Origin of the sequence: Luteolibacter sp. (assembly GCF_039920825.1) — a bacterium.
Lineage (GTDB): Bacteria > Verrucomicrobiota > Verrucomicrobiia > Verrucomicrobiales > Akkermansiaceae > Luteolibacter.
The window spans coordinates 1-19,639 of sequence record NZ_JBDSCX010000047.1 but is presented as its reverse complement, the minus strand read 5'-3'; the positions used below and the strand labels follow the sequence as shown (position 1 = coordinate 19,639).

Annotated in this window: 15 protein-coding genes; 2 read left to right on the top strand and 13 right to left on the bottom strand. The window is 56.8% G+C overall.

The window, feature by feature from the left end; genetic code table 11:
• Nucleotides 1-172 precede the first annotated feature (172 nt).
• Together ABIQ96_RS15320 and ruvB are read right to left on the bottom strand one after the other, a co-directional pair.
• Nucleotides 173-1,141 carry a hypothetical protein gene (locus tag ABIQ96_RS15320; RefSeq protein WP_348215487.1) on the bottom strand — a complete coding sequence of 323 codons (969 nt, stop codon included), beginning with the start codon at nucleotides 1,139-1,141 and terminating at the stop codon, nucleotides 173-175.
• Nucleotides 1,142-1,497: 356 nt separating this feature from the next.
• Complete coding sequence (ruvB, locus tag ABIQ96_RS15315) at nucleotides 1,498-2,529, bottom strand: Holliday junction branch migration DNA helicase RuvB (protein WP_348215486.1); 1,032 nt, start codon at nucleotides 2,527-2,529, stop codon at nucleotides 1,498-1,500.
• 163 nt (nucleotides 2,530-2,692) lie between these two features.
• On the opposite strand from ruvB, the gene ABIQ96_RS15310 reads away from it, so the two are divergent.
• Together ABIQ96_RS15310 and rpsA are read left to right on the top strand one after the other, a co-directional pair.
• Entirely contained in the window at nucleotides 2,693-3,151 is a 459-nt protein-coding gene (locus ABIQ96_RS15310) for a hypothetical protein (RefSeq protein WP_348215485.1), read from the top strand.
• A 236-nt stretch (nucleotides 3,152-3,387) separates the two neighbouring features.
• Nucleotides 3,388-5,097, top strand: coding sequence for a 30S ribosomal protein S1 (gene rpsA, locus ABIQ96_RS15305; protein WP_348215484.1), 1,710 nt, complete (start codon nucleotides 3,388-3,390; stop codon nucleotides 5,095-5,097).
• A 391-nt stretch (nucleotides 5,098-5,488) separates the two neighbouring features.
• Here the strand turns inward: rpsA and ABIQ96_RS15300 are convergent, their stop codons facing one another.
• From ABIQ96_RS15300 to ABIQ96_RS15250, 11 genes are all read right to left on the bottom strand, one after another.
• A complete protein-coding gene (locus tag ABIQ96_RS15300; protein ID WP_348215483.1) occupies nucleotides 5,489-8,656 on the bottom strand; it encodes a hypothetical protein in 3,168 nt (1,055 codons plus the stop codon).
• A gap of 256 nt (nucleotides 8,657-8,912) precedes the next feature.
• Entirely contained in the window at nucleotides 8,913-9,500 is a 588-nt protein-coding gene (raiA, locus tag ABIQ96_RS15295; protein ID WP_348215482.1) for a ribosome-associated translation inhibitor RaiA, read from the bottom strand.
• Between the two features lie 178 nt (nucleotides 9,501-9,678).
• Nucleotides 9,679-11,220: a hypothetical protein gene (locus tag ABIQ96_RS15290; RefSeq protein ID WP_348215481.1), complete on the bottom strand. Its 1,542-nt coding sequence runs from the start codon at nucleotides 11,218-11,220 to the stop codon at nucleotides 9,679-9,681.
• A 33-nt stretch (nucleotides 11,221-11,253) separates the two neighbouring features.
• The gene (locus ABIQ96_RS15285) at nucleotides 11,254-13,695 is read right to left on the bottom strand and encodes an Amuc_1098 family type IV pilus outer membrane protein (protein ID WP_348215480.1); all 2,442 of its coding nucleotides are present in this window, start codon (nucleotides 13,693-13,695) and stop codon (nucleotides 11,254-11,256) included.
• A 259-nt stretch (nucleotides 13,696-13,954) separates the two neighbouring features.
• Entirely contained in the window at nucleotides 13,955-14,878 is a 924-nt protein-coding gene (locus tag ABIQ96_RS15280) for a bifunctional riboflavin kinase/FAD synthetase (RefSeq protein ID WP_348215479.1), read from the bottom strand.
• A 162-nt stretch (nucleotides 14,879-15,040) separates the two neighbouring features.
• Nucleotides 15,041-15,301 (bottom strand): VOC family protein, encoded by a 261-nt coding sequence (locus ABIQ96_RS15275; protein ID WP_348215478.1) that lies wholly within the window; start codon nucleotides 15,299-15,301, stop codon nucleotides 15,041-15,043.
• Nucleotides 15,298-15,432: a hypothetical protein gene (locus ABIQ96_RS15270; protein ID WP_348215477.1), complete on the bottom strand. Its 135-nt coding sequence runs from the start codon at nucleotides 15,430-15,432 to the stop codon at nucleotides 15,298-15,300. The genes ABIQ96_RS15275 and ABIQ96_RS15270 overlap by 4 nt, the downstream gene beginning before the upstream one ends.
• Nucleotides 15,433-15,436: 4 nt before the next feature.
• Nucleotides 15,437-17,329, bottom strand: coding sequence for a ferrous iron transport protein B (gene feoB / locus ABIQ96_RS15265; RefSeq protein WP_348215476.1), 1,893 nt, complete (start codon nucleotides 17,327-17,329; stop codon nucleotides 15,437-15,439).
• 19 nt (nucleotides 17,330-17,348) lie between these two features.
• Nucleotides 17,349-17,603 carry a FeoA family protein gene (locus tag ABIQ96_RS15260; protein ID WP_348215475.1) on the bottom strand — a complete coding sequence of 85 codons (255 nt, stop codon included), beginning with the start codon at nucleotides 17,601-17,603 and terminating at the stop codon, nucleotides 17,349-17,351.
• Between the two features lie 66 nt (nucleotides 17,604-17,669).
• On the bottom strand, nucleotides 17,670-18,560 hold the full coding sequence (locus ABIQ96_RS15255; protein ID WP_348215474.1) for a metallophosphoesterase: 891 nt from the start codon (nucleotides 18,558-18,560) through the stop codon (nucleotides 17,670-17,672).
• Nucleotides 18,561-18,616: 56 nt separating this feature from the next.
• The gene (locus ABIQ96_RS15250) at nucleotides 18,617-19,339 is read right to left on the bottom strand and encodes a metallophosphoesterase family protein (protein WP_348215473.1); all 723 of its coding nucleotides are present in this window, start codon (nucleotides 19,337-19,339) and stop codon (nucleotides 18,617-18,619) included.
• Between the last annotated feature and the right edge of the window lie 300 nt (nucleotides 19,340-19,639).

Below are 19,639 nucleotides of genomic sequence, written 5' to 3'. Positions count from 1 at the left end.
TGCAAGCCCTGTCAGCACCCCCACACCACACGACTTGGGAAAATGTTGACGATGATCTGATCCCGGAGCCACTCCAGCGAGCAGGTCTCGGAGCGGGGCTGGTGGGGACTCTGGGTTTCGCGGTGACCTGCGCGCCCATCAGTTGGGCGGATGATCCATCGGGATTCACCTTTCAGAACCGCATGAAGAAGTCCCAGGTCTCCTTTGCAACCCAGTTCACATCCGACCCGGGATCCCGCATGGTATCGGTATGACCGCCGATGAAGGAGCCGAACAGAACAGGATATTCCTTCGGGCAACCCTTGAACCCGGTGGTGACGTGGGTGGGGGTGGTGGCTAGCGGTATTTCGGGCAGGGCTTTGACCCCGTTGTCTTCGAGGTGGGTCAGGAAACAATACTTCCCGCCCTGTTTCAGTTCGTCGGAGTTGATGTATTTGCAAAGGCCGTCCTCCGTGCCGGTCATGCTGAAAAACGCAAGAGGTTCGTGTTTGTTAGCGGGAAGATAGATGTTCCAATTCGCCGGAGCATAACAGGCGACGGCACGCAGGTCTTTCTGGAACTCCAACGAGAGCGAGTAGGTGACCATCGCGCCAAAGCTGAAGCCGCAGCAAAACACCCGCGAGGTGTCGATGCTCAGCTTGTCCTTGAACAGCGCCAGCATGTCCCCGAAGAAGATGTGGTCCTTGTCATCACTCCCGCGCCACGGTGTCTGGTCGGTGTATCCCTCGGGCGCAACGAAGATGCAGGGGACGTTGTCCTTCTCCGCATAGGTCTTCAATCCATAGAAGTGATTGTTCACCATCGTGTCCATGTGTCCGCCCATCATGTGCATGGCAAAAATCAAACGGTAGGGTTTGTTTTTGTTATAATTGTCGGGGATATCGATGGTGTATTTGCGCTCCAGCCCGGCGCTCGTCATCGTGTGGATTCCGCTTTTGAAATCTTCAAGCTTTTTGCCGGAGCCCGCGCTGAGGACGGGACGGTTCTTCAATTTACGAGCGGGATCAACGGGGATGGATGGCTGACCTGCCCCAAGCTTGGTTGTTTGAGGGGCTTTGGTCGTTTCGGCAGATAGACCCGCGGGGTGAGCCGAGAGGAATATTGCCAATGTCATCGCTGTGTAGGAGGTTGCTTTTCTCATGGGATGGGTTGTTAGGAATTTATTCGGGGGCAGTTCTAAAACAGCGGCAATTGCGAGGTGGGATGCCCGGGTTTAGGAAGATTCAATTTCACGATCCTTGCGATACGAGGGGGCGGGAGCGGTTTATCCTAGAAAAGAAAATTGAACCACAGATGCACACAGATAGGCACAGATAATGAAAGTGTTGAGGGATTCACCCAATGGGTGAGTGCCGCATCTTTCGCAACCCTCTTCAAATCCGTGTTTTCTGTGGTTCCCATTTCCCTATTTAGGTTTATCAAGTGATGGCGCGTGGCGATGGTGGCAAGCCGGTGTTTTAAGATGACAAGGAAAGCTGCGGTTGGGTGGATCTTGGGCTAGAACAAGCTCGATTGCGGGTCTTCCGGGCGACCTTGCGGCAGGGGCGCGCCGATTTTCTCGTATGCGGCGGGCATGGCGGTTCTGCCGCGAGGGGTGCGCATGAGGAATCCCTGCATGATGAGGAAGGGTTCGTGGACTTCCTCGATGGTCGCTGCGTCCTCGCCCACGGCGACGGCGAGCGAGTTCAGTCCGACGGGGCCGCCGTTGAATTTATAGATGAGAACTTCTAGCAGGCGCTTGTCCATTTCATCGAGGCCTTGCGAGTCGATCTCGATCATCGCGAGCGCGGCATCGGCGATGGCTCCGTCGATGTGGCCTTTTCCCCGGACTTGGGCGAAATCGCGGACCCAGCGGAGCAGGGCGTTTGCGACACGCGGGGTGCCGCGGGAACGGGAGGCGACTTCGAGGGCTCCGGCGCGTTCGATCGGCACGTCTAACAATCCAGCCGAGCGCTCGATGATGTCGGCGAGTTCTTCGTGGGTATAATAGTCGAGCCGGTTAGCGAGGCCGAAGCGTGATCGCAACGGCGCGGTGAGCATGCCGGAGCGGGTGGTGGCACCGACGAGGGTAAATTTGGGTAAATTGATCTGGATCGACCGGGCTGATGGACCGGAGTCGATGATGATATCGAGTCGGAAATCCTCCATCGCCGGATAGAGATATTCCTCGATGGCCGGATGCAGGCGGTGGATTTCGTCGATGAAAAGGATATCGCCCTTCTGAATGTTTGTTAGGATACCCGCGAGGTCGCCTGCCTTTTCGATCTGCGGACCGGACGTCGTGTGAAGCTGGGTCCCGGCGGCGCGGGCGATGAGGTTGGCGAGGGTGGTTTTTCCCAATCCCGGCGGGCCGGAAAGCAGGACGTGGTCGAGCACGTCGCCGCGTTGTTTCGCCGCTTCGAGCATGAGGAGGATGCGCTCCTTGACCTTTTCCTGGCCGATGAATTCGGAAAACGCCGGCGGCCGCAGCGAGACATCGAACGAAGTCGCGGGCGCGGTGGTGGTGGTCTGGTAAAAATTCTCGGACATCGGGGTGGGCGGCGGGATTCAAACCCGGTGGCCCCCTCCGTGAGAAGCGCGGAGTTTCATCGTGCGATTCCGACTCGCGGGCGTCGAAGCTTGCGGTCTGGACCAAAACAAGGAATCTCCCTCAGTGCGAATCTCCTTTTGGCAACTCCTTTCCAATGCATTCATGGCTGCCGCCATTGCCGCGTTCGCCGCTTTCCACTTCATCCGCGACCCTGAGATGAATAATGAGGCGGGCTGGAACGTATGGAAGGAATTGTGGGACCTTGTTCGGCACCCGTCGGGAATGAACTCAAACCCAATGGGATGGGTAGCAATCTCCTCATTTCTTATGGCGTCACTTTTGATCGTGGTGTCGCCTTTTCTGGGCAGCGTCTGGATCAGATCCAAAATGGCGTGGCTTCCGACGGTCATCTTTGGCGGCCTCTCCGCGGCGGGCTTTGCGGTGGCGATTTTCATTGGGAAGTCAGAGGGCGAACAACGGATCGGGTGGGGCTTGTATCTCCTCATGGCTGCGCCCTTTCTGAATTTCATCGGCCTCCTCTTGGCCCGCGTTGGAGCGCCCAAAGTCGACAGGTCTCAGCTGGGGCCAGAGGTTCGGCCCTCGCTCCCAAAGGAGTTTTAAGACGTCGGTCGACCCATTGTTGGTAAATTCCGGGGAAATCCATCCGCCGCCGACCAAAATTGCTCTTGTTTTCCCACCCTTTGGCCTTGCCATAGGGTGACCGGCCGCTAGTTTCGGCGTCCGTTTTTCTTTCTACTGGCAGACGGTTGGCGCCCCGGTGTCTGTCAGTTTTATCTCCCGGGGCAATTGCAGGAAGGAAACGAAACCAATAACACAACCCCAAACCAGATACCATTATGGCTTACGCATGTGCGGAACCCACCAATAAAGAGCTCGTCGACCTGATCGATTCCAAGTTTCGCGAATTCCGCGAAGGATCGATCGTCAAAGGCACGATTCTTGAAATCCGTCCCCAAGTCGTTCTTGTGGACATCGGCTACAAATCCGAAGGCGCCATCCCATCGAACGAGTTCGAGGATGAGGAAATCGAAATCGGCGACGAAATCGAAGTGCTTCTCGAGAAACTCGAAAACGACGAGGGCATGGTTGTCCTCTCGAAGGAAAAAGCCGCTCACAAACAAAACTGGGAAAAGATCGTCAAAGTCTTCCAAGACGGCGGTCTCGTCCGCGGCAAGGTCAAGTCGGTCGTCAAAGGCGGACTCACCGTCAATGTCGGCGTCGAAGCCTTCCTTCCCGGTTCGCAAGTGGACATCATTCCACCGAAAGATCTCAACGAATACGTCGGCAACGTCTACGAATTCAAAATCGTCAAGGTCAACGACGAGCGCAAGAACATCGTTCTTTCCCGCCGCGAAGTCATCGAAGCCGAGCGCTCCGAACTCCGCCAGCAGTTCCTCCAAACCGTCAAAATCGGCGACAAGGTCACCGGTGCGATCAAGAACATCACCGATTTCGGTGCGTTCGTGGACCTGCAAGGCATGGACGGCCTCCTCCACATCACCGACATGTCGTGGGGCCGCATCAACCATCCTTCCGAACTCCTCCACATCGGCCAAGCTGTCGATGTCGTCATCCTCGACGTGGACAAGGAAAAAGAGCGCGTTTCCCTCGGCCTCAAGCAAATGTCCGACAATCCATGGGAAGACATCGAGCGGAAATACCCGATCGGTGCCAACGTCAAGGGCCGCGTGACCAAGCTCCTCCCTTACGGAGCGTTCATCGAAATCGAGCGCGGCGTCGAAGGCCTCGTGCACGTTTCCGAACTCAGCTGGGTCAAGCGCATCACCCGTCCTTCCGACGTTCTCGAAATCGGCCAGGAAATCTCGGCCGTCGTCCTCGGCATCAGCATCGAAGAGCAGAAGATCTCGCTCGGTGTCCGCCAGCTCGACTCGAACCCATGGGACGAAATCGAACTCCGCTACCCAGTGGGTGCCACCATCAAGGGCCCTGTCCGCAACCTCACCGCTTACGGTGCGTTCGTGGAACTCGAAGAAGGCATCGATGGTATGATCCACGTCTCGGACATGTCCTGGACCCGCAAGATCAACCACCCATCCGAAGTTCTCAAAAAGAACGACGAAGTGGAAGCCATCGTGCTTGCGATCGACAAGGGCAACCAACGTGTTTCCCTCGGCATCAAGCAAACCGAGAACGACCCATGGAGCCTCATCGACAGCCGCTTCAAGGTTGGCGACCTCGTCAAGGGCACCGTTGCCAAGATCGCGTCCTTCGGCGCATTCATCAGCCTCGACGGTGACATCGACGGCCTCATCCACATCTCGCAACTTAGCGAAGACCACGTGGAGAAGGTCAAGGACATCATCAAGGTCGGCGAAGAGATCGAAGCCCGCGTCATCAAGGTCGACAAGGTCGAGCGCCGCATCGGTCTTTCCATCAAGGCCGTTGGTTACTCCGACGAGCAGCTGAAGAAGGAAAGCGCCAGCTTCGAGTCCCTCCGCCCATCCTCCGAGATGGTCGGCCTCGAGCAAGCGTTCAACCTCGCCGCTGCCGCCTCCGAAGACTGGAGCCCAGGTCAGGAAGACTAATTCAAACAGCGGCGGTCATCGCGACCGCCGCTACACACAAAGCCGGACGGGGAAACCTGTCCGGCTTTTTCGCGTTTGCGGTGATGAGTGAGCCGGAGTTTGTCTCTGAAATCCCTACCGGGATGGAAAAATCCATTTATACTGCCGCGCATCAGGATTTGTGATTCGGGAAGAACTGGAAGTTCAGGGCTATACTGATACGCATCAGGATTTGTGAATTCGGGTGACGCGAAGCTTTGGACTGCGTGCAGCCTGCTGCCGCTTTCGGCCACGCAGCCCGCTGCGAGCCGTCGCGGCCAGCAGGCTGGCTCACGCAAAGCGGGAGCAGGCTGCACGCAGTCCAAGTCAAACCGCGACGCCTTCTAAATATTGCGCGGGTTAATAATGAGCGTCAATTTGTTGGAACTGCGGCGGAACTGAGGCTTCGCAACCAAGCTTCAGCCGGGGCGGCGTACTTGGGTATCGGGATCAGCGAAATGGCGGAGTCGACGGCTTCGCGACGTTGCGGGGCGGGAAGACTGCGGATTTGTTTGGCAGCGAGTTCGCCGAGCGCTTGGCTCATCCGCGAACTCCGGTTGCCGGGATTGAACTGATCGGGATGGGCAGCAACGTAAAACGCCCACATGCGCCCGGCGGTGGCGGTGTCGCCCTCCGACCAAAGGGCCGTGATTTCACGGGCGATATGATAGCGTTGGCCAACAGGGGTTGTGAATTTGCCTCCGGAATAATTGGACCCATCGCCATCCTTTGCCGTGGGATTTTCACTGGCAAAGGCCGCGATGTCAGGAGCGAGCGTCCGAAGATCGAAAGCGAGCGCGTGAAGAAAAATGTCGTTCATCATGCCTTTGCTCTTCACAAAGCTGGGACGGATGAAATCGGCGAGAATCTGGTTTCGATCAGGGCGATTCTGGGACATCTGGAGAATCGCATCGAATCCAGCCTCGAAAGCCTGATTTGCGATGGCGGGTGTGGTGGTGATCCATTCGAGATGGTCGGCGGTGCCTGCCACCTCGGTCAATGCGCGGATCGCGGAATCAAGGGTGCTCGAGCCGTATTGCCCCTGCTGGGGTTCCTTGATTTCCTTTGCCATTAGGGTGGTGAGCTCCTCGCGGAAGGGCGGCGTGAGGTCGAGCCCGGCAAGCAGGGACATCGCTTCTTCCCGACGGATGTAGTTCTGTGTCCTGTCCTTGATGATGTCCATTAGAACCGGGAGATCTTTTGCCAGAGCGTCTCTGTCGTGTTCTTTATGGTAATTGGCGATTTCGAGGATGAGATCGCGGTATTCGGCAGGGGGGAGGCCGACGACCAGCCGTTTGGCTGCGGCGGGGTTGCCGGTGGCGAGGGTTTCGAAAATGGCGCGTCGGTTATTAGTGTCGGCTTTGCGGAATTTCGAGGCCATGAGGTTCGACCACTCATCTGGATAGATGCGGCGGAGCTGGGAGAGCGCCCAGCGCGAATTGGGGGCCTCGTCGTCGGCCGCGTTCAACAGGTCGGCGGTGCTTTCTGCAAGACGGAGTAGGTGGATCGAATTCAACAGAGGGGCTCTGAGGCGTTCGGAGGGAACAAACCCGCGCTTGTCCCGGAGTTCCGTATAGCGGGCGTAGGCTTTCTTATGATCGGCGGTTTCTTCGTCCTTCAGCGGATTGCCGAAATGATCCCGCTCGAAACGTTTTTCAAGGGCTGCGAACTCCCGATCCTCCGCATTTTCCGGAGGAAGCCCGGCTAGCAGGTTTTGTAGGGAAGGAAGAAGCTCAGTCAGTGCCTCGTTACCGGCAGCATTGACAAGATCCAGAAGTGCTGCGGCGGGAATCGGATCCTTGGCGTTGCGTTCGAGAATGACGGCAAAGTCTTCGGAAAGTTGCTGGCGGGCATTGGCATCGACCCGCGGTGCGAGGCGTTCCTTGGTTGGGGTAACGAGGCTTTGCTGGTCGATCTCCGCTGCGACGTTCCAGCGGTCGCCGAGCTTTTCCGGGATGCCGTCGGCAATGAGGAGTTCGGCGAGATTGATGAAAACGGTTTGGTTGTAGTCGGACTCCCAATTGCCCGAGATGAAGCTGGCCCATACGGTTTCGTTGGCGAGTTTGCGGGGAGCCGCATGGTCCGGATACAACGTGAGTGTGCCGGAGCCATCCGCAGTGGAACTACGGGAGCTATGGCGGTCGGACTTTTGCGGGGAAAACGTGCGGATGCGGTCGAGCCAGAAGACGGTGTCCGCAATGAAGCGGGCTTCCGATTCCGTGAGTTTGATGATGCGCACATTGTGAGCGGGTTGATCGGCCCACGGATTGCGTCCGACGGCCCCGATGGAGTTATATCCGAAAACGGTGAGACTCGGATCCGGCACGCCGAAATGCAGGGCGAACAGATGGGAGCTGAAACTATAACAGCCCGAGGAGCCCCAGTCATGGATCAGCCATCCGGACTTGGGAGGAGTTAGCCCGTCCCGGTCATCGAGAGCGAGTTTCCACCGCTGTCGGTGGGTGGGGGTGCGGTTCGCCTCGGCGAGGGCCATGGCGGCTTGTTTAGGCGTAAGGTCCCAGAGGTTTTTCGGCAGGCGGTTAGGAAATGAATCTTCGGCACCTTCGAAAGCATTCCGGCGCTCTTTCCCATGGAAAAACGCCGCCCACTCCGAAGCGGGGCGGTCTTTTAGCGAACGGAACACATAAGGACGTTGGGACGAGATCAAAGGCGGGGAGGCCTCGTCGGAATCCGGGTCTTTGATCACCGGATAGCCGAGTCCGCCAGACTTCGCGATCGAAGCCAGGGTCTCGCCGGATTTGATGACGCGGATATGCGAATGCTCGGGAATCTCACCGGCCGAATAACATTTCGCGACGGGATCCCATCGGAAGACGAATTTCCGCTGTTCCTCCGGATTGATGGCGGACGCCGGACCGAAAGCGATTTCCGCGATACCATCTTTGTTGTCATCGAAACAGCTAAAGCCCCAGTCGTTCTCATCCCCGGCGGATCGCGGGTGCCAGTTGAAAATCACTTCCAGCAGCGTGCGCGGCTTGGGCTCGATACTCTGGAGTTCGAATACCTTGACGGAGTCCTTGGGGGTCTCGTTCACCGAGTAGTTGGTGGAGTCCGCGCGGTCGAGAATCCCGTCATGATCGAAGTCGAAATAATACCCTTCTTCGGTATAGTTGTTGCCTCCGAATGGGCGGACTTCCCTGCCCTTGGAATCGAACACCAGTAGCACGCTGTCGCGCACGGGATCCAGATCGGGTTCGGTTCGGAAAGGAACCGCGCGGGCAGCAATTTCAAAGAGCTCTTCGGGTTTTTCAATCTTGTAGTCGCCGTAGAGGCTGGAGGTGGTGTTTGATTGATATTCATGGGACGCGCAGACCACATTCAGTGGCGGGGCCCCGTCCTTTTGGCGTGCGGTGAGAAGCCAGGCTTGGGTGAGGGCGTAGGAGGCGGGATCCCGTTCGCAGAGGCGGGCGACTTCCGCCTTGCGCTTGGAGGGATCACGGAGTTTCGCCAGATCGCCGGTTTTGAGTGAGTCGGCGTTTGCCGCCGTAGATGCCAGCATCAAAGCGAATAGGGTTTTCATATCTATAGGAAACCCGCTGGCTGACATTCTTGGCAGAAAAACCGGAAAAATGCGCCTCACAGGACGCGCGCACGAGATCCCGAATCTAAGAATTTTTCTGTTATTGTTAGTCGGGCGCGGTCTTCGGACTCTGGTGATCGGCGGAGAAGATGCGGTTCGAAAGCTCCTGGAAACAAAAAAGCCGGCCGGGATTGCCCCCGGCCGGCTGGGTTGATTGGGAAAGAGACAGCACGACTGCCGATCTCAACCCGTCTGATCAATCCTTGATATCCAATGCGGCGTATTCGCCATCCTTCCTTCGATAGACGATGGTCAGGCAGCCACGGCGGGCGCTTTTGTAGAGTACGAACGGGCGATCTGTGAGTTCGAGCTGCATGATCGCGTCTTCCTTATACATCGTCCGGACCGCGTAGTTTTCGGGATGGATGATGAATGGAACGGGCTCGATGTCGGAGTTCTCGGGGTGATCGAGAACTTCTTCGGTGAAAAAGCGTTCCTCCAGATGGCGGATCGACTCGTTGCGATGAGGGCGGTGCTTTTTCATCAAGCGCGTCTTGTGCTTGCGCATGCGACGGGCGATTTTTTCGATGGTTTCATCGAGTGCGGCATACATGTCCTTCCCCTCGGTGTGGGCTTCGATGGTGATGTGATTGGCGCAGAATAGAATGATTTCGGCAATGTGCCGGTTTTTTTGGACGTCCAAGATGGCTTTGGCCTCGATGATTCTCGGGTAATCGAGGTGGAGGCCTTCGATTTTCTTATGCGCGTGATCCCGGAGGGCATCAGTCACTTGTTCGTGCCTCACGGTGACAGTGATCGGCAGATTGACGTTTGCAGTTTGCATGGTTCTTGTTGGTTAATATTTGGGTGAGAGGATGGCAGGTCTAACTGCCTTATCCGTCATAAACCATGAACCAAAATTTGCCGGAGCGCCACGCTCTTCTTCGAAAATATTCAGCGCTTTCGACCAGGCTTTTTCGACGCCTATGGCACCCGAAAGTCAGGTGCCATTGCAAACCGCGCTATCGCGGCTTTGTCAGTTCGTCGAATGTCGAACCCTTGTGGTCGGGGTCGTTGGATTCCGCTGAGGGCGTTGCCTCGGGAGCGAGAAACAGTTCCTTGAAGTTGTCGGTAGGATTCGATGCCGTGCCACCGATTTTGAGAGTGATCCAACGAAATCCTTCCTTGGAGGGGCCGAACAAGGTTTTCATCCGGGAGGTTTTAGAAGCGGCGACCATCGAATCCGCGACACCGACTTCGAGATTGCCAGACAATGCCTGATTGGCAGCCACGGAAATATGGCCCCGTAAAGCCATGCGGCCTTTGCTTTCCAAGTTGAGGTCCTGCAGCTTGGTGGCGTCAGCTTCATATTGGAGGGTGCCGCCCACGGTATCTCCTTCGAAACTTGGGCGTTGGAACCACTCATCTTCCAGAGCTTGAGAAAGCATGAAGAGACAGGGGAAACCGGAGACTTCGATGGTGGATGTGAGGGAGCAACGGAATGCAATGGCCAGCTTCGGGGTGGGATTCTGGCTGGGATAAAAGGTGAGATAGTTCGACTTGGTTGTCGGAAGGGTATCGATTCTCCCTGAGAAAAGTTTCCCCAAATGCGGGCCGGTGATGCCGGAGAGCTGGAAGTCTTTCAGCTCGACGCTTAGTGTGGAAAGTCGATCAGGGCTGTAAGGCAATACGGTGCCGGAGATTTCAAAAGTGCCGCGGCTGTCGGACCCGTCGAGAATGCGCAGACTGACGATATCCACTTCCTTGTCCCGAAACTCGATGAAGGAACGGTCCAGCCGGAGCATGGGCCAACCTTTGATCCAGAGTTCTCCCTGACTGAGATTGAACTGAGGGCGGCCGTTCAGAGATGTTGGGTAGAATGACGCTTCGGATTTCAATAAGCCCATCACAGGGGAGGATGGATCGCCCAAAGTGAGACTGAATTTGGGAATGCGATAGCGCTTGAATTGGATCGGCAATTCGTCTTCGGAGGCAGGCTCGACACGCAAAGGCTGGCCGGGCTGGGGCACATGTAAAGCCAAGGCCCCCTCGACGACGGTGATTTCTTCACCATTCATCGATTTTCCCAAAAAGCTTGATGGGAAAATTTCCGCATTCACACCCCGAAGTGAAAGGCTGCTCAATACATTGCCCTCCGGCCACTTGAGCGCGAGGTTTGTCGCGTTCGCGCTTTGTGGGTTCATCCGGAACATTTTCAGTTCGGTGTCGGCCCCGGTGCTTTGAACGATTTTCCGGACCAAACCTTCCCGAAACGGCGGGCTGTTGGCATAAATAACGGCCGCGGCAATTCCCAAGCCTGCCAGGATGATCAGAATCATTGCTGCGGAGACTTGGAAAATCCTCGAGCGACGGGTGCGGCTACGTTCGGTCTTGTGAGGCTGGTCGGAGCGGCGTTTCCGCTTTTTGACCCGAATGGCCTGGGTGCCGTCAGCACGAACCACCAACTCGCCATCTTCTTCGAGATTGCCTGAAATGTTATTCTTCAGGCGCTCCATCATCTCGTCGATTGAGTATTTTTCTGGCTCGCTAGGGGCGGCTGACATGAGTGAAAGGTCGAAAAAGTAAGGTTGAGGGAATTATCTGTTCCGGTAGGGACGCCCTGTTGGATCCAACAGCTCGACGTTTACCATGAACAAGATGGCTGTGGAGATCGGCTGCCGGGCTTTGGATTGGAAGAGACGTCCGATCACCGGGATGCTGCCGAGGATGGGAGTTTTATCTTCCACATCCTGGATTGCTTCTCGCATCAGTCCGCCGATAACGATGGTCGCTCCATCCGCGATGCGAACATTGGTGGAGAGACTTTGTTTACTGAAAACCGGTTGGAGAATGGTATTGGGCGTGATGACGACGGTTTGCTGATCCCCAAGGGGCCCGGTTTGGGTGCTGTTGATCGGGCTGCCGTAATTCACGAAACCATCGAAATTGCTGAAAGTCGGTTTCAGCGTGATATCGATGTATTGCTTGTTCGCATCAGCGGTGGGCAGCACTTCGAGATTGATGCCCACGTCTTTCTTGTCAAACGCGGTTGGGGTCGCTGGCGTCACCGGAGTGGAGCCCCCACCCGAGCCAACGCTGTTGGGAAGTTCCGGGGGTTCATACTCAGTCGGGTAAATGAATTCGCGAACGGCAACCATGGAAGATGCCTGACCACTGCGGGTGGTGACGGATGGCTGTGCCATGACATCGACACCCTTTTTCTGGTTCAGGCCGCGCATGACCGACTGGACCTGGCCGTCAGTGAAAAGACCGGTGAGAGCGAGGATTCCGGGAGCGACCGAGGCTTGTTGAGAGGTGCGGTTTGGATTGCTGATCAGCTCGTCGATGCCGTTCTGGCTGATGGCGGTGGCTCCCGAGCGATTTCCGTTGGTGATCAGTCCGCTCGTGACCTGTCCATCAGGGGAGGAAGGGACGCCATCGATCGAGGTGCCGTTCACCGGGCTGATCATATCCGCTCCGACCCGTCCGGGAGTGTTGCCAACGGTGCCACCGCTTGCAAAAACCTTGCCCGAGGCATTGAGCGGGATGGGATTCAGAAGCCAATCATAACCAAGTTCCTCAAGCCGCGTTTCCTGGACGGAGATCATGGTCACTTTGACCGAAATCATCACAGGCTCGGTTTGGGTGAGGGATTCGATGAGTTGGGCGATGTAATCCTGATTGATCGCGGTGTTGACGACGCTCAGGGTGTTGTTCGCTGCCGTATAGTTCGCAGATGCCCCGTTGGGGAAATTGACGCCCTGCTTGATGAGTGCCTCCTTGGCTCCCAAGCGTTTGGCAAGGAGTCCTTCATTCGCGGGCTTTGTCGCGAAGGGATCCTCGGAACCCTCTGCTTCGGCGACGCCGCTGTTGATATTGCTGAGGAAATCGGGTGGAACGTGATAGGTGCGTGAAACCAGTTCCTCGGAGACGGAGCCGACGGGAGTGATGATCACCGAGAAATCGTCCGTCGTGAAGGACGTCTTGGTCATCTCGGTGATGTATTTGAGAGCCTGTGAGAGGGGGACCTGGGAGAGCTGGAGATCGAATCGCAGGCTGCGGATTTTCTTGGCGATCGGAGAATCCGGGGCACCGAGGTTGACGGTGACGTTCACGCCTCTCTTGGCGGGGTCGGACTCAAGTTTATCATTCTCGGCGGCACGGAGGCGGAGAAACTCCAATGCCTCCTCCAGCGTTGCCTGATCCAGGGCAAGTTTCGGAATGATGATGCGGTCGATCTTGTTTTTAACGTAGATCGTATCGCCGCCGGAGGTCATGGACGCGGAATCAAGCAAAGAGGTATCGATTTCCTGAGCAGGTACCTGGGTTTCCCATGCGGCATCGACTTGCTCGAGCATTTCCGCTCTGGCGTGATCATAGGCGGCATCCTGATAGCCACTTTTCCCGGAAATCACCTTCTCCATTCCGCGGCGGGCGGCGGTATTGGTCGGATCGATGCGGATGACTTTTTCGTAATCCGATTTCGCTTCATCGAATTTGCCAAGATTGTAGGCACCTTCCGCAGTGTAGAGCAGACGACGCACGGAATCGACGTTCTTCGCGTATTCCGCAGTGAGCGCCGGATTGGTGCGGATCGGATCGTCGAGCTCGCCTCGGTAAGCCAGGGCATTCGCATTCTGAGGATCCACATCAGGGCTGAGGATTTTGTCCACCACCGCCTTGGCACCAGCGACATCGCCCTTGCGGGAAAGGATGCGGGCTTGCTCGACGGATGCCTGGGCGTAGCGCTGAGTGGCGGCATCACGGAGGTCTTTGGAGACCGGGGCATTCGGGATCAAGTCGCGGGCTCCCGAGTAGGCTTCCACCGCTTCGCTATAACGGCCACTTTGATAGGCTTCATCGCCTTTCTTGAGCAGTTCCTGCGCTTCCTCAACGGCAGAACTTCGGCGTGATTGCTCGATCTCTGCCAAGTTGGCGACGCCTCGGGTTTCGCCGCCCAGAAGAGGGGCGATCATACAGGCTGTGGCTAACAATGCAGCACGGCCACAGAAAGGGTTGGTGGGTTTGAATGTCTCCATGCGGATGGTTGCCGCGAGGTATAGTGGGCTTGGACAGCGAGCGTAAGCCCAAAATCCGAAAAAATCATCTTTTCGAATGCCATGGAAACTCAAGCTGGACTTCGATTCGTCTCCGTTTGATGGGGTGCGGGCGGAGCTGGGAGTTGAACTTGTTTTCCAATAGTGACCGAACCTTGCAGAAAAGCGGTATCAGGGTGTTCATGGGAAGAGTGTTCCAATGAACTGTTTTCGTGTCAAGCTGGGGATTGTGAAAAGCAGCTCAAATGCCGAGCGCGGTTCTGGCGGCTTCCGCATCCTGTTGAATTTGAGTGCGTAGTGCGTCAAGAGAGGGGAATTTGATTTCCGGACGGAGGTATTTTTCAAACTGAAGTTCGAACTCCTGACCGTAAAGGTCTCCGGAAAAATCGAACACATGCACCTCCAGTGATCGCGCAGTGCCATCCACCGTAGGCCGCATTCCCAGATTGGCCACTCCACCGATCTTTCTGCCGTCTGCGAGTAGGGTTTCAACCACCCAGACGCCGTCGGGCGGAAGCTGGGCATCGCCGGTCGCCACATTCGCAGTCGGAAAGCCGATGGTGCGGCCCAATTTTCTGCCTTCGACCACGGTTCCGCTGACGGAATAGGGTCTGCCGAGCATGCGTTGGGCGGCTTCGAGATTTCCGTCACGGATCGCCTGACGGATGCGGGTGCTGCTGACCCGATCACCGTCGAGCATCACCGGCGGCACCGCATCAAGATGGAAACCGCGCAGTTTTGCCTCTCGTTCGAGAAATGGCACATCGCCGCTGCGGTTGTGGCCGAAGCGCCAATCCTCGCCCACGGCAATGGTGGCGATATCCGCAGCGGTGAGTTTTTCGATGAATTCGGACGCTTCCATGGCCGCGAATGCCGCGTCGAAATGAAGTGGAATGAAAAGCTGGATACCAAGATCGCGAACGATTTCCGCCTTGTGATTGAGAGTGGCGAGCAGGGAAGTCGGCGCCTTTTCCGGAGCGATGACGCGGATCGGATGTGGATCGAAAGTCAGCATTCCGGCCAGTCCGCCCTTTTTTTCCGCAGCTTTGACGGCGCGGGAGATGACTTCCTGATGGCCGATATGGACTCCGTCGAAAACTCCTAGGGCAAGATGCAGTGGCACGCCGAGGGCCGGCAGTTCTTCAAGGCGTTTGCAAGTCAGCACTCCGCTGCGATAACAAGGGGCCGGACCTTCATCAAGCTCTTCGCACTAACGGCGCTGCTCTTTTGCAAAGTTGCAGGGCGAGTCCCCAAGGATCGCGCAGCATGATCAAGTGTCCTCCGTCCGGAAGCTTGAGCTCGTCGATCCAAGTAGCTCCCGCTTCGATCAGCCGGGCGCTGTCCTCCACCGGGATTCGGAAACGAAGGCAAGATGAAGCTGTAGTGGATTCATCGCGAAATAATCGGGCAGCTCGCAGGCCGGGTTCCCGTAAATTTCGAGAACCGTCCTTCCGTCGTCGTCCGCGAGGAAATGGGTCTGCGTGGGAACTGGGATGTGACGGGCGATGGTCAGGCCGAGGTGTTGGCCATACCATGCGGCGATTGCCACGGGATCGGCGACATTGAATGCGATGTGCTCGATCTTCATGGCTTGTTGGTTTTTCCGCAGCCGCAGTTGTGACCACAGCCCGATTTCTTTTTCGGCTTCGCGAGACGGACGAGAAAGATCGTAAGCGTGACGAGAACGATTCCTGCAGCGGTGTAAGTTTGCCAATCCATGAGGTTAGAATCCGATGAGTTTTCCGACTTGAAAGACGATGAGCGATGCCATGTAGGCGAATCCGGACATGAACAAAAACTGCCCGGCTGCCCATTTCCACGAGCCGGATTCGCGAGCGACCACGGCGCTGGTGGGCAGGCATTGCAGGGCGTAGATGAAAAACACCAACAGCGAAATGAGCGAGAGCGTGGTGAAAATCGGCCGTCCGTCCGGCCATTTGGAAGCGGAAAGCTGATCGCGGAGCACGTTGCGGGTTTCCTCTTCGCTGTCCGATTCATCGACTCGATAGAGAACCGCCATCGAGGAAACGAACACCTCGCGGGCGGCGAAGGAGGTGAGGATCGCGGTGCCCATGCGTCCGTCGAAACCGAGCGGTTTCACCACCGGCTCGATCACGGCACCGATGCGGCCCATGGCGCTGTTGGCCAAGGTTTCCGTTTTGTCCGCACCTTCCGTTTTGGGATAGGTTTTGAGAGCCCAAAGCAGGATGGAAAGCCCGAGAATAAGGGTTCCCGCCTTTTTGACGAAGGACCACGCGCGATCCAGAACATGGCGGAAAATATAATCCCACTGCGGTTTGCGGTAGGGTGGAAGCTCCAGCATGAAATGGCCCGGAGTGATGTCCTCGCCCAGTTTGCCGCGCAGCACCCGTGCGACGACGAATGCGGTCAGCGTGCCGAGCGCGTAGATAGAAAACAGCACCAGTGCTTGTTTCCAAGTGCCTTCCTTTTCATGCAGCAGCAGCGGGATGATGAGAAAATAGACCGGCAGCCGCGCGGAGCAGCTCATCCATGGTGCGACGAAAATCGTGACGATCCGCTCCTTCGACGAATCGATGGTGCGGGTGGCCATGATGCCGGGAATCGCACAGGCATAAGAGCTGAAAAGCGGTAGGAAGGATTTTCCACTGAGGCCGGCCTTCGCCATGATTCCATCCATCAAATAGGCGGCGCGCGCCATATAGCCGGAGCTTTCTAACAGGCCGATGAAGAAAAACAGCAGCAAGATCTGCGGCAGGAACATTACCACGCTGCCGACTCCGCTGAGGGCTCCATCGACAATGAGCGAGCGGAGATCTCCATCGGCCATTTTGGATTGGATCCAATCGCCGAGGGCTCCCTGGCCGGCTTCGATCCAGCTCATCGGGATTTGGGCGAAGGAAAAGATCGCCCAGAAGACGGTGAAGAAAATGACCGCCATCGAGATCCAGCCGTAGATCGGGTGAAGGAGGAGGGAATCGATTTTATCCGAGAGCGTTTGCTGATGCGCATCCGGGCGGCGTGCGGCGAGTTCGCAAAGACGGGTGACAAAGGCGCGTCTGCCTGATTCCGGATCGTCAGGATTGGTGACCCAAGTGGCTTCGGAAGCAGGAGGGTGGGGGAAACGCAGCGCTTGTTTCAACTCCACGATGCCCTTCTTGGCATTCGCCTGCATCGGCACCACGGGGACGTTGAGTTCCTCAGCCAGTTTTGCAGGATCAAGGCGGAGGCCCGCCTTTTCCGCGACGTCCACCATGTTCAGGGCAATCACGCAGGGCAGGCCGAGTTCGATGACTTGCAGCGTGAGTTGGAGGTGGCGTTCCAGATTCGATGCGTCCACCACGCAGATGACGACATCCGGTTTTTTCTCGCCGGTAAGATTGCCCGTGAGAGCGTCCACGGCGACTTTTTCGTCGAGGGAATTCGCCCGCAGCGAGTAGCAGCCGGGCAAATCGAGCACTCGGAGTTTCCTGCCGTGCGGGGTGAATGTCTCACCGGATTTAACGGCGACGGTGACGCCCGAGTAATTTCCGACGTGCTGGTTGGAGCCCGTTAGCGCGTTGAAAAGTGTCGTTTTTCCAGCGTTCGGGTTTCCAATGAGCGCGATCGTGGAGGGAGATTCCGTAACGGATGACATGGTGGTTTCGCTGGAATCATCAACGCACCGGGGACACCAGCACTTGCTCGGCGAGTTCCTTGCTGATGGCCATCCGCGTCCCGCAGATCGAACAGATCATGTTGCGGCCGCTCGTGAGCTTCCTGAGCTGTAGCTCCTCGCAGAATCCAAGATCGCGGAGACGATCGCAGCCGGGGCCGCTCAGAACGCGGATCTGCACGTCACAGCCGACCTTGACTTGATTCAAGGTCATGGCGCTGTCGATTTTCAAATCGGCTGCAAGTGCGTGTGACATGTGTGGAGAACATCGACAATTGAGACTGGTTTGCAACAGTAAAATGGCATTCCGCAAATTGATGCGTCATGATTCGCAATTTTTGACCGGTCCGCTGCGCAATGTGAGAATTGCCAGTTCAGGAGGGCACGCGAACCGCACACGCGGGCCGACCGTGCCGACACCCCGGCTTACGAAAAGATTCGAATTCCCGCTGGAGTAGCGGCCATAGACGTATTTTCGGCCGTATGCGACTTTTCTGGGTGCGTATCCGACGAACGGGATCCGGCATTGGCCGCCGTGCGTGTGGCCGGAAACTTGGAGCAGAATGTCGCGATGCCCGATCATGGTATCGAAATAATCGGGTTCGTGAACGAGTGCGAGGATCGGCGTTCCGGCGGCGATTCCTTTGAGTGTGCGTGCCGGATCGGGCTTTCCAAGCCAGACGTAATCGGTGCCGGCGATCGCCAGGGATTCGCTCCCAATTGAGATTTTGCTGTGTTGGTTGACGAGAAACGAGAGGCCCGCTTTTTCGAATTGCCGTCGGATGGTGGAGCGATTTCCCGCCCAGCCATCGTGGTTTCCGAGAACGGCGAACACACCGTGGGCCGGGTTGATTCTCTTCAGATGAGACAGAAGGGGATCGATCACGCGCGGATCGGCGCTCATGAAATCTCCGGCGAGCGCGATCAAATCGAGCCGTTGTTCGTGGATTTTAGAAACCACGCTGAACAATAAATCGTGATCCGCGTCCGGGCGGAAGTGGAAATCCGACAGCAGGCCGATCCGGAGTCCGTCGAGGCCAGGCGAATGTGGGCCGTAGAAAATATCCTCCCGCGTGATGGACAAGCATGCTGGCTCGATTTCAAACGCATCGAACAAACATCCCGCCACGCCAGCCGTGATGAGCCCGATCGCCTTTCGGCGGCTGAATCTGGCAGGCTTCTCCGTGAGTTCGCAATCGTCGGGATTTTCCACGGCGCGGAGACTGGGAGGTCTTTGTGAAATTCCGATGAAGTTCCGGTGAAAACCGATCAGCGTCCTTCGCGAATCCGCTCCGCCAGCATTGTGGGCAGTCCGGCGGCGATGATTTTCCTCTGGGTCGTGACGATGTCGTATTCCACGCGGCGGAAGACGACCATCTTGTGGTCCAAATCATAAATCGCATAACAAGCCCGCCAATCACCATCGCGTGGCTGGCCGACGGAGCCGACATTGATGAAATATTTCGCGCTATCCTCGATGATCACGGACTCGGCGGGAACTTCGACCACGCGATCCGTTTTCATGTAAACCCGCGGCACGTGAGTGTGGCCGTGGAAGCAGAGTTGCGTGAACTGGTAGGAAAAATTCGACATCGCATCGAAGCGATTAGTCACATAATTCCAGTTGGCCGGTTGATCGAGCGTGCTGTGGACGACGGTGAAATCGGACACCTGGCGGACCATGCGAAGGCGGTTGAGCCATTGGCGTTGCTCGTCGGTAAGCTGGAGGCGCGTCCATTCCAAGGCGGCTGCTGCCACCGGATTCATACTGTCCAGAGAATGGTTTCCCGAGGCGTCCTCGTCGTGATTTCCTTTGACGGTGGGGCAGTCCATCTCGCGGACTTTTTCCAAACAAGCGGCAGGATCCGCATTGTAACCGACGATGTCCCCCATGCAGACGTAATCTGTGACGCCTTGCTGTGAAGCATCGTCGAGAACAGCCTCAAGGGCTTCTAAATTGGCATGTATGTCACCGAAGAGAGCGATCCGCATGGAGTTGGCAGGGAATGAGGGGCGAGAGTCGTCGCTTGTAATGATTCTGTCGAGACGAAACCTGCCCGTGTTTGTTTCCTGCAATCATTTGTTCAGCAATTAGTTCACTCCCATCGTCCTATTTCTGAGGATGCTCTCCGCGGGGTTTCGCATTCGGATCCGCAGTCTCCGGGTCTGTTGCGGGGATCGGCGCGTTTGGTGCGGGTGAATTAAACCATTGATCCGGTCCGGTGGGGCCTCGCAAAGGTTTGTTGAAAATGCTCTTTTCTGCCGGAATCGACAGGGTTTTTTCCAAGGACT

Bases quoted from the DNA above. Each gene is read 5' to 3' on its own strand.
- ABIQ96_RS15285 (WP_348215480.1), bottom strand. From the start codon at position 13,695: ATGGAGACATTCAAACCCACCAACCCTTTCTGTGGCCGTGCTGCATTG.
- ABIQ96_RS15250 (WP_348215473.1), bottom strand. From the start codon at position 19,339: ATGCGGATCGCTCTCTTCGGTGACATACATGCCAATTTAGAAGCCCTT.
- ABIQ96_RS15275 (WP_348215478.1), bottom strand. From the start codon at position 15,301: ATGAAGATCGAGCACATCGCATTCAATGTCGCCGATCCCGTGGCAATC.
- raiA (WP_348215482.1), bottom strand. From the start codon at position 9,500: ATGCAAACTGCAAACGTCAATCTGCCGATCACTGTCACCGTGAGGCAC.
- ABIQ96_RS15310 (WP_348215485.1), top strand. From the start codon at position 2,693: ATGGCTGCCGCCATTGCCGCGTTCGCCGCTTTCCACTTCATCCGCGAC.
- ABIQ96_RS15290 (WP_348215481.1), bottom strand. From the start codon at position 11,220: ATGTCAGCCGCCCCTAGCGAGCCAGAAAAATACTCAATCGACGAGATG.
- ABIQ96_RS15260 (WP_348215475.1), bottom strand. From the start codon at position 17,603: ATGTCACACGCACTTGCAGCCGATTTGAAAATCGACAGCGCCATGACC.
- ABIQ96_RS15320 (WP_348215487.1), bottom strand. From the start codon at position 1,141: ATGAGAAAAGCAACCTCCTACACAGCGATGACATTGGCAATATTCCTC.
- feoB (WP_348215476.1), bottom strand. From the start codon at position 17,329: ATGTCATCCGTTACGGAATCTCCCTCCACGATCGCGCTCATTGGAAAC.
- ABIQ96_RS15270 (WP_348215477.1), bottom strand. From the start codon at position 15,432: ATGGATTGGCAAACTTACACCGCTGCAGGAATCGTTCTCGTCACGCTT.
- rpsA (WP_348215484.1), top strand. From the start codon at position 3,388: ATGGCTTACGCATGTGCGGAACCCACCAATAAAGAGCTCGTCGACCTG.
- ABIQ96_RS15300 (WP_348215483.1), bottom strand. From the start codon at position 8,656: ATGAAAACCCTATTCGCTTTGATGCTGGCATCTACGGCGGCAAACGCC.
- ruvB (WP_348215486.1), bottom strand. From the start codon at position 2,529: ATGTCCGAGAATTTTTACCAGACCACCACCACCGCGCCCGCGACTTCG.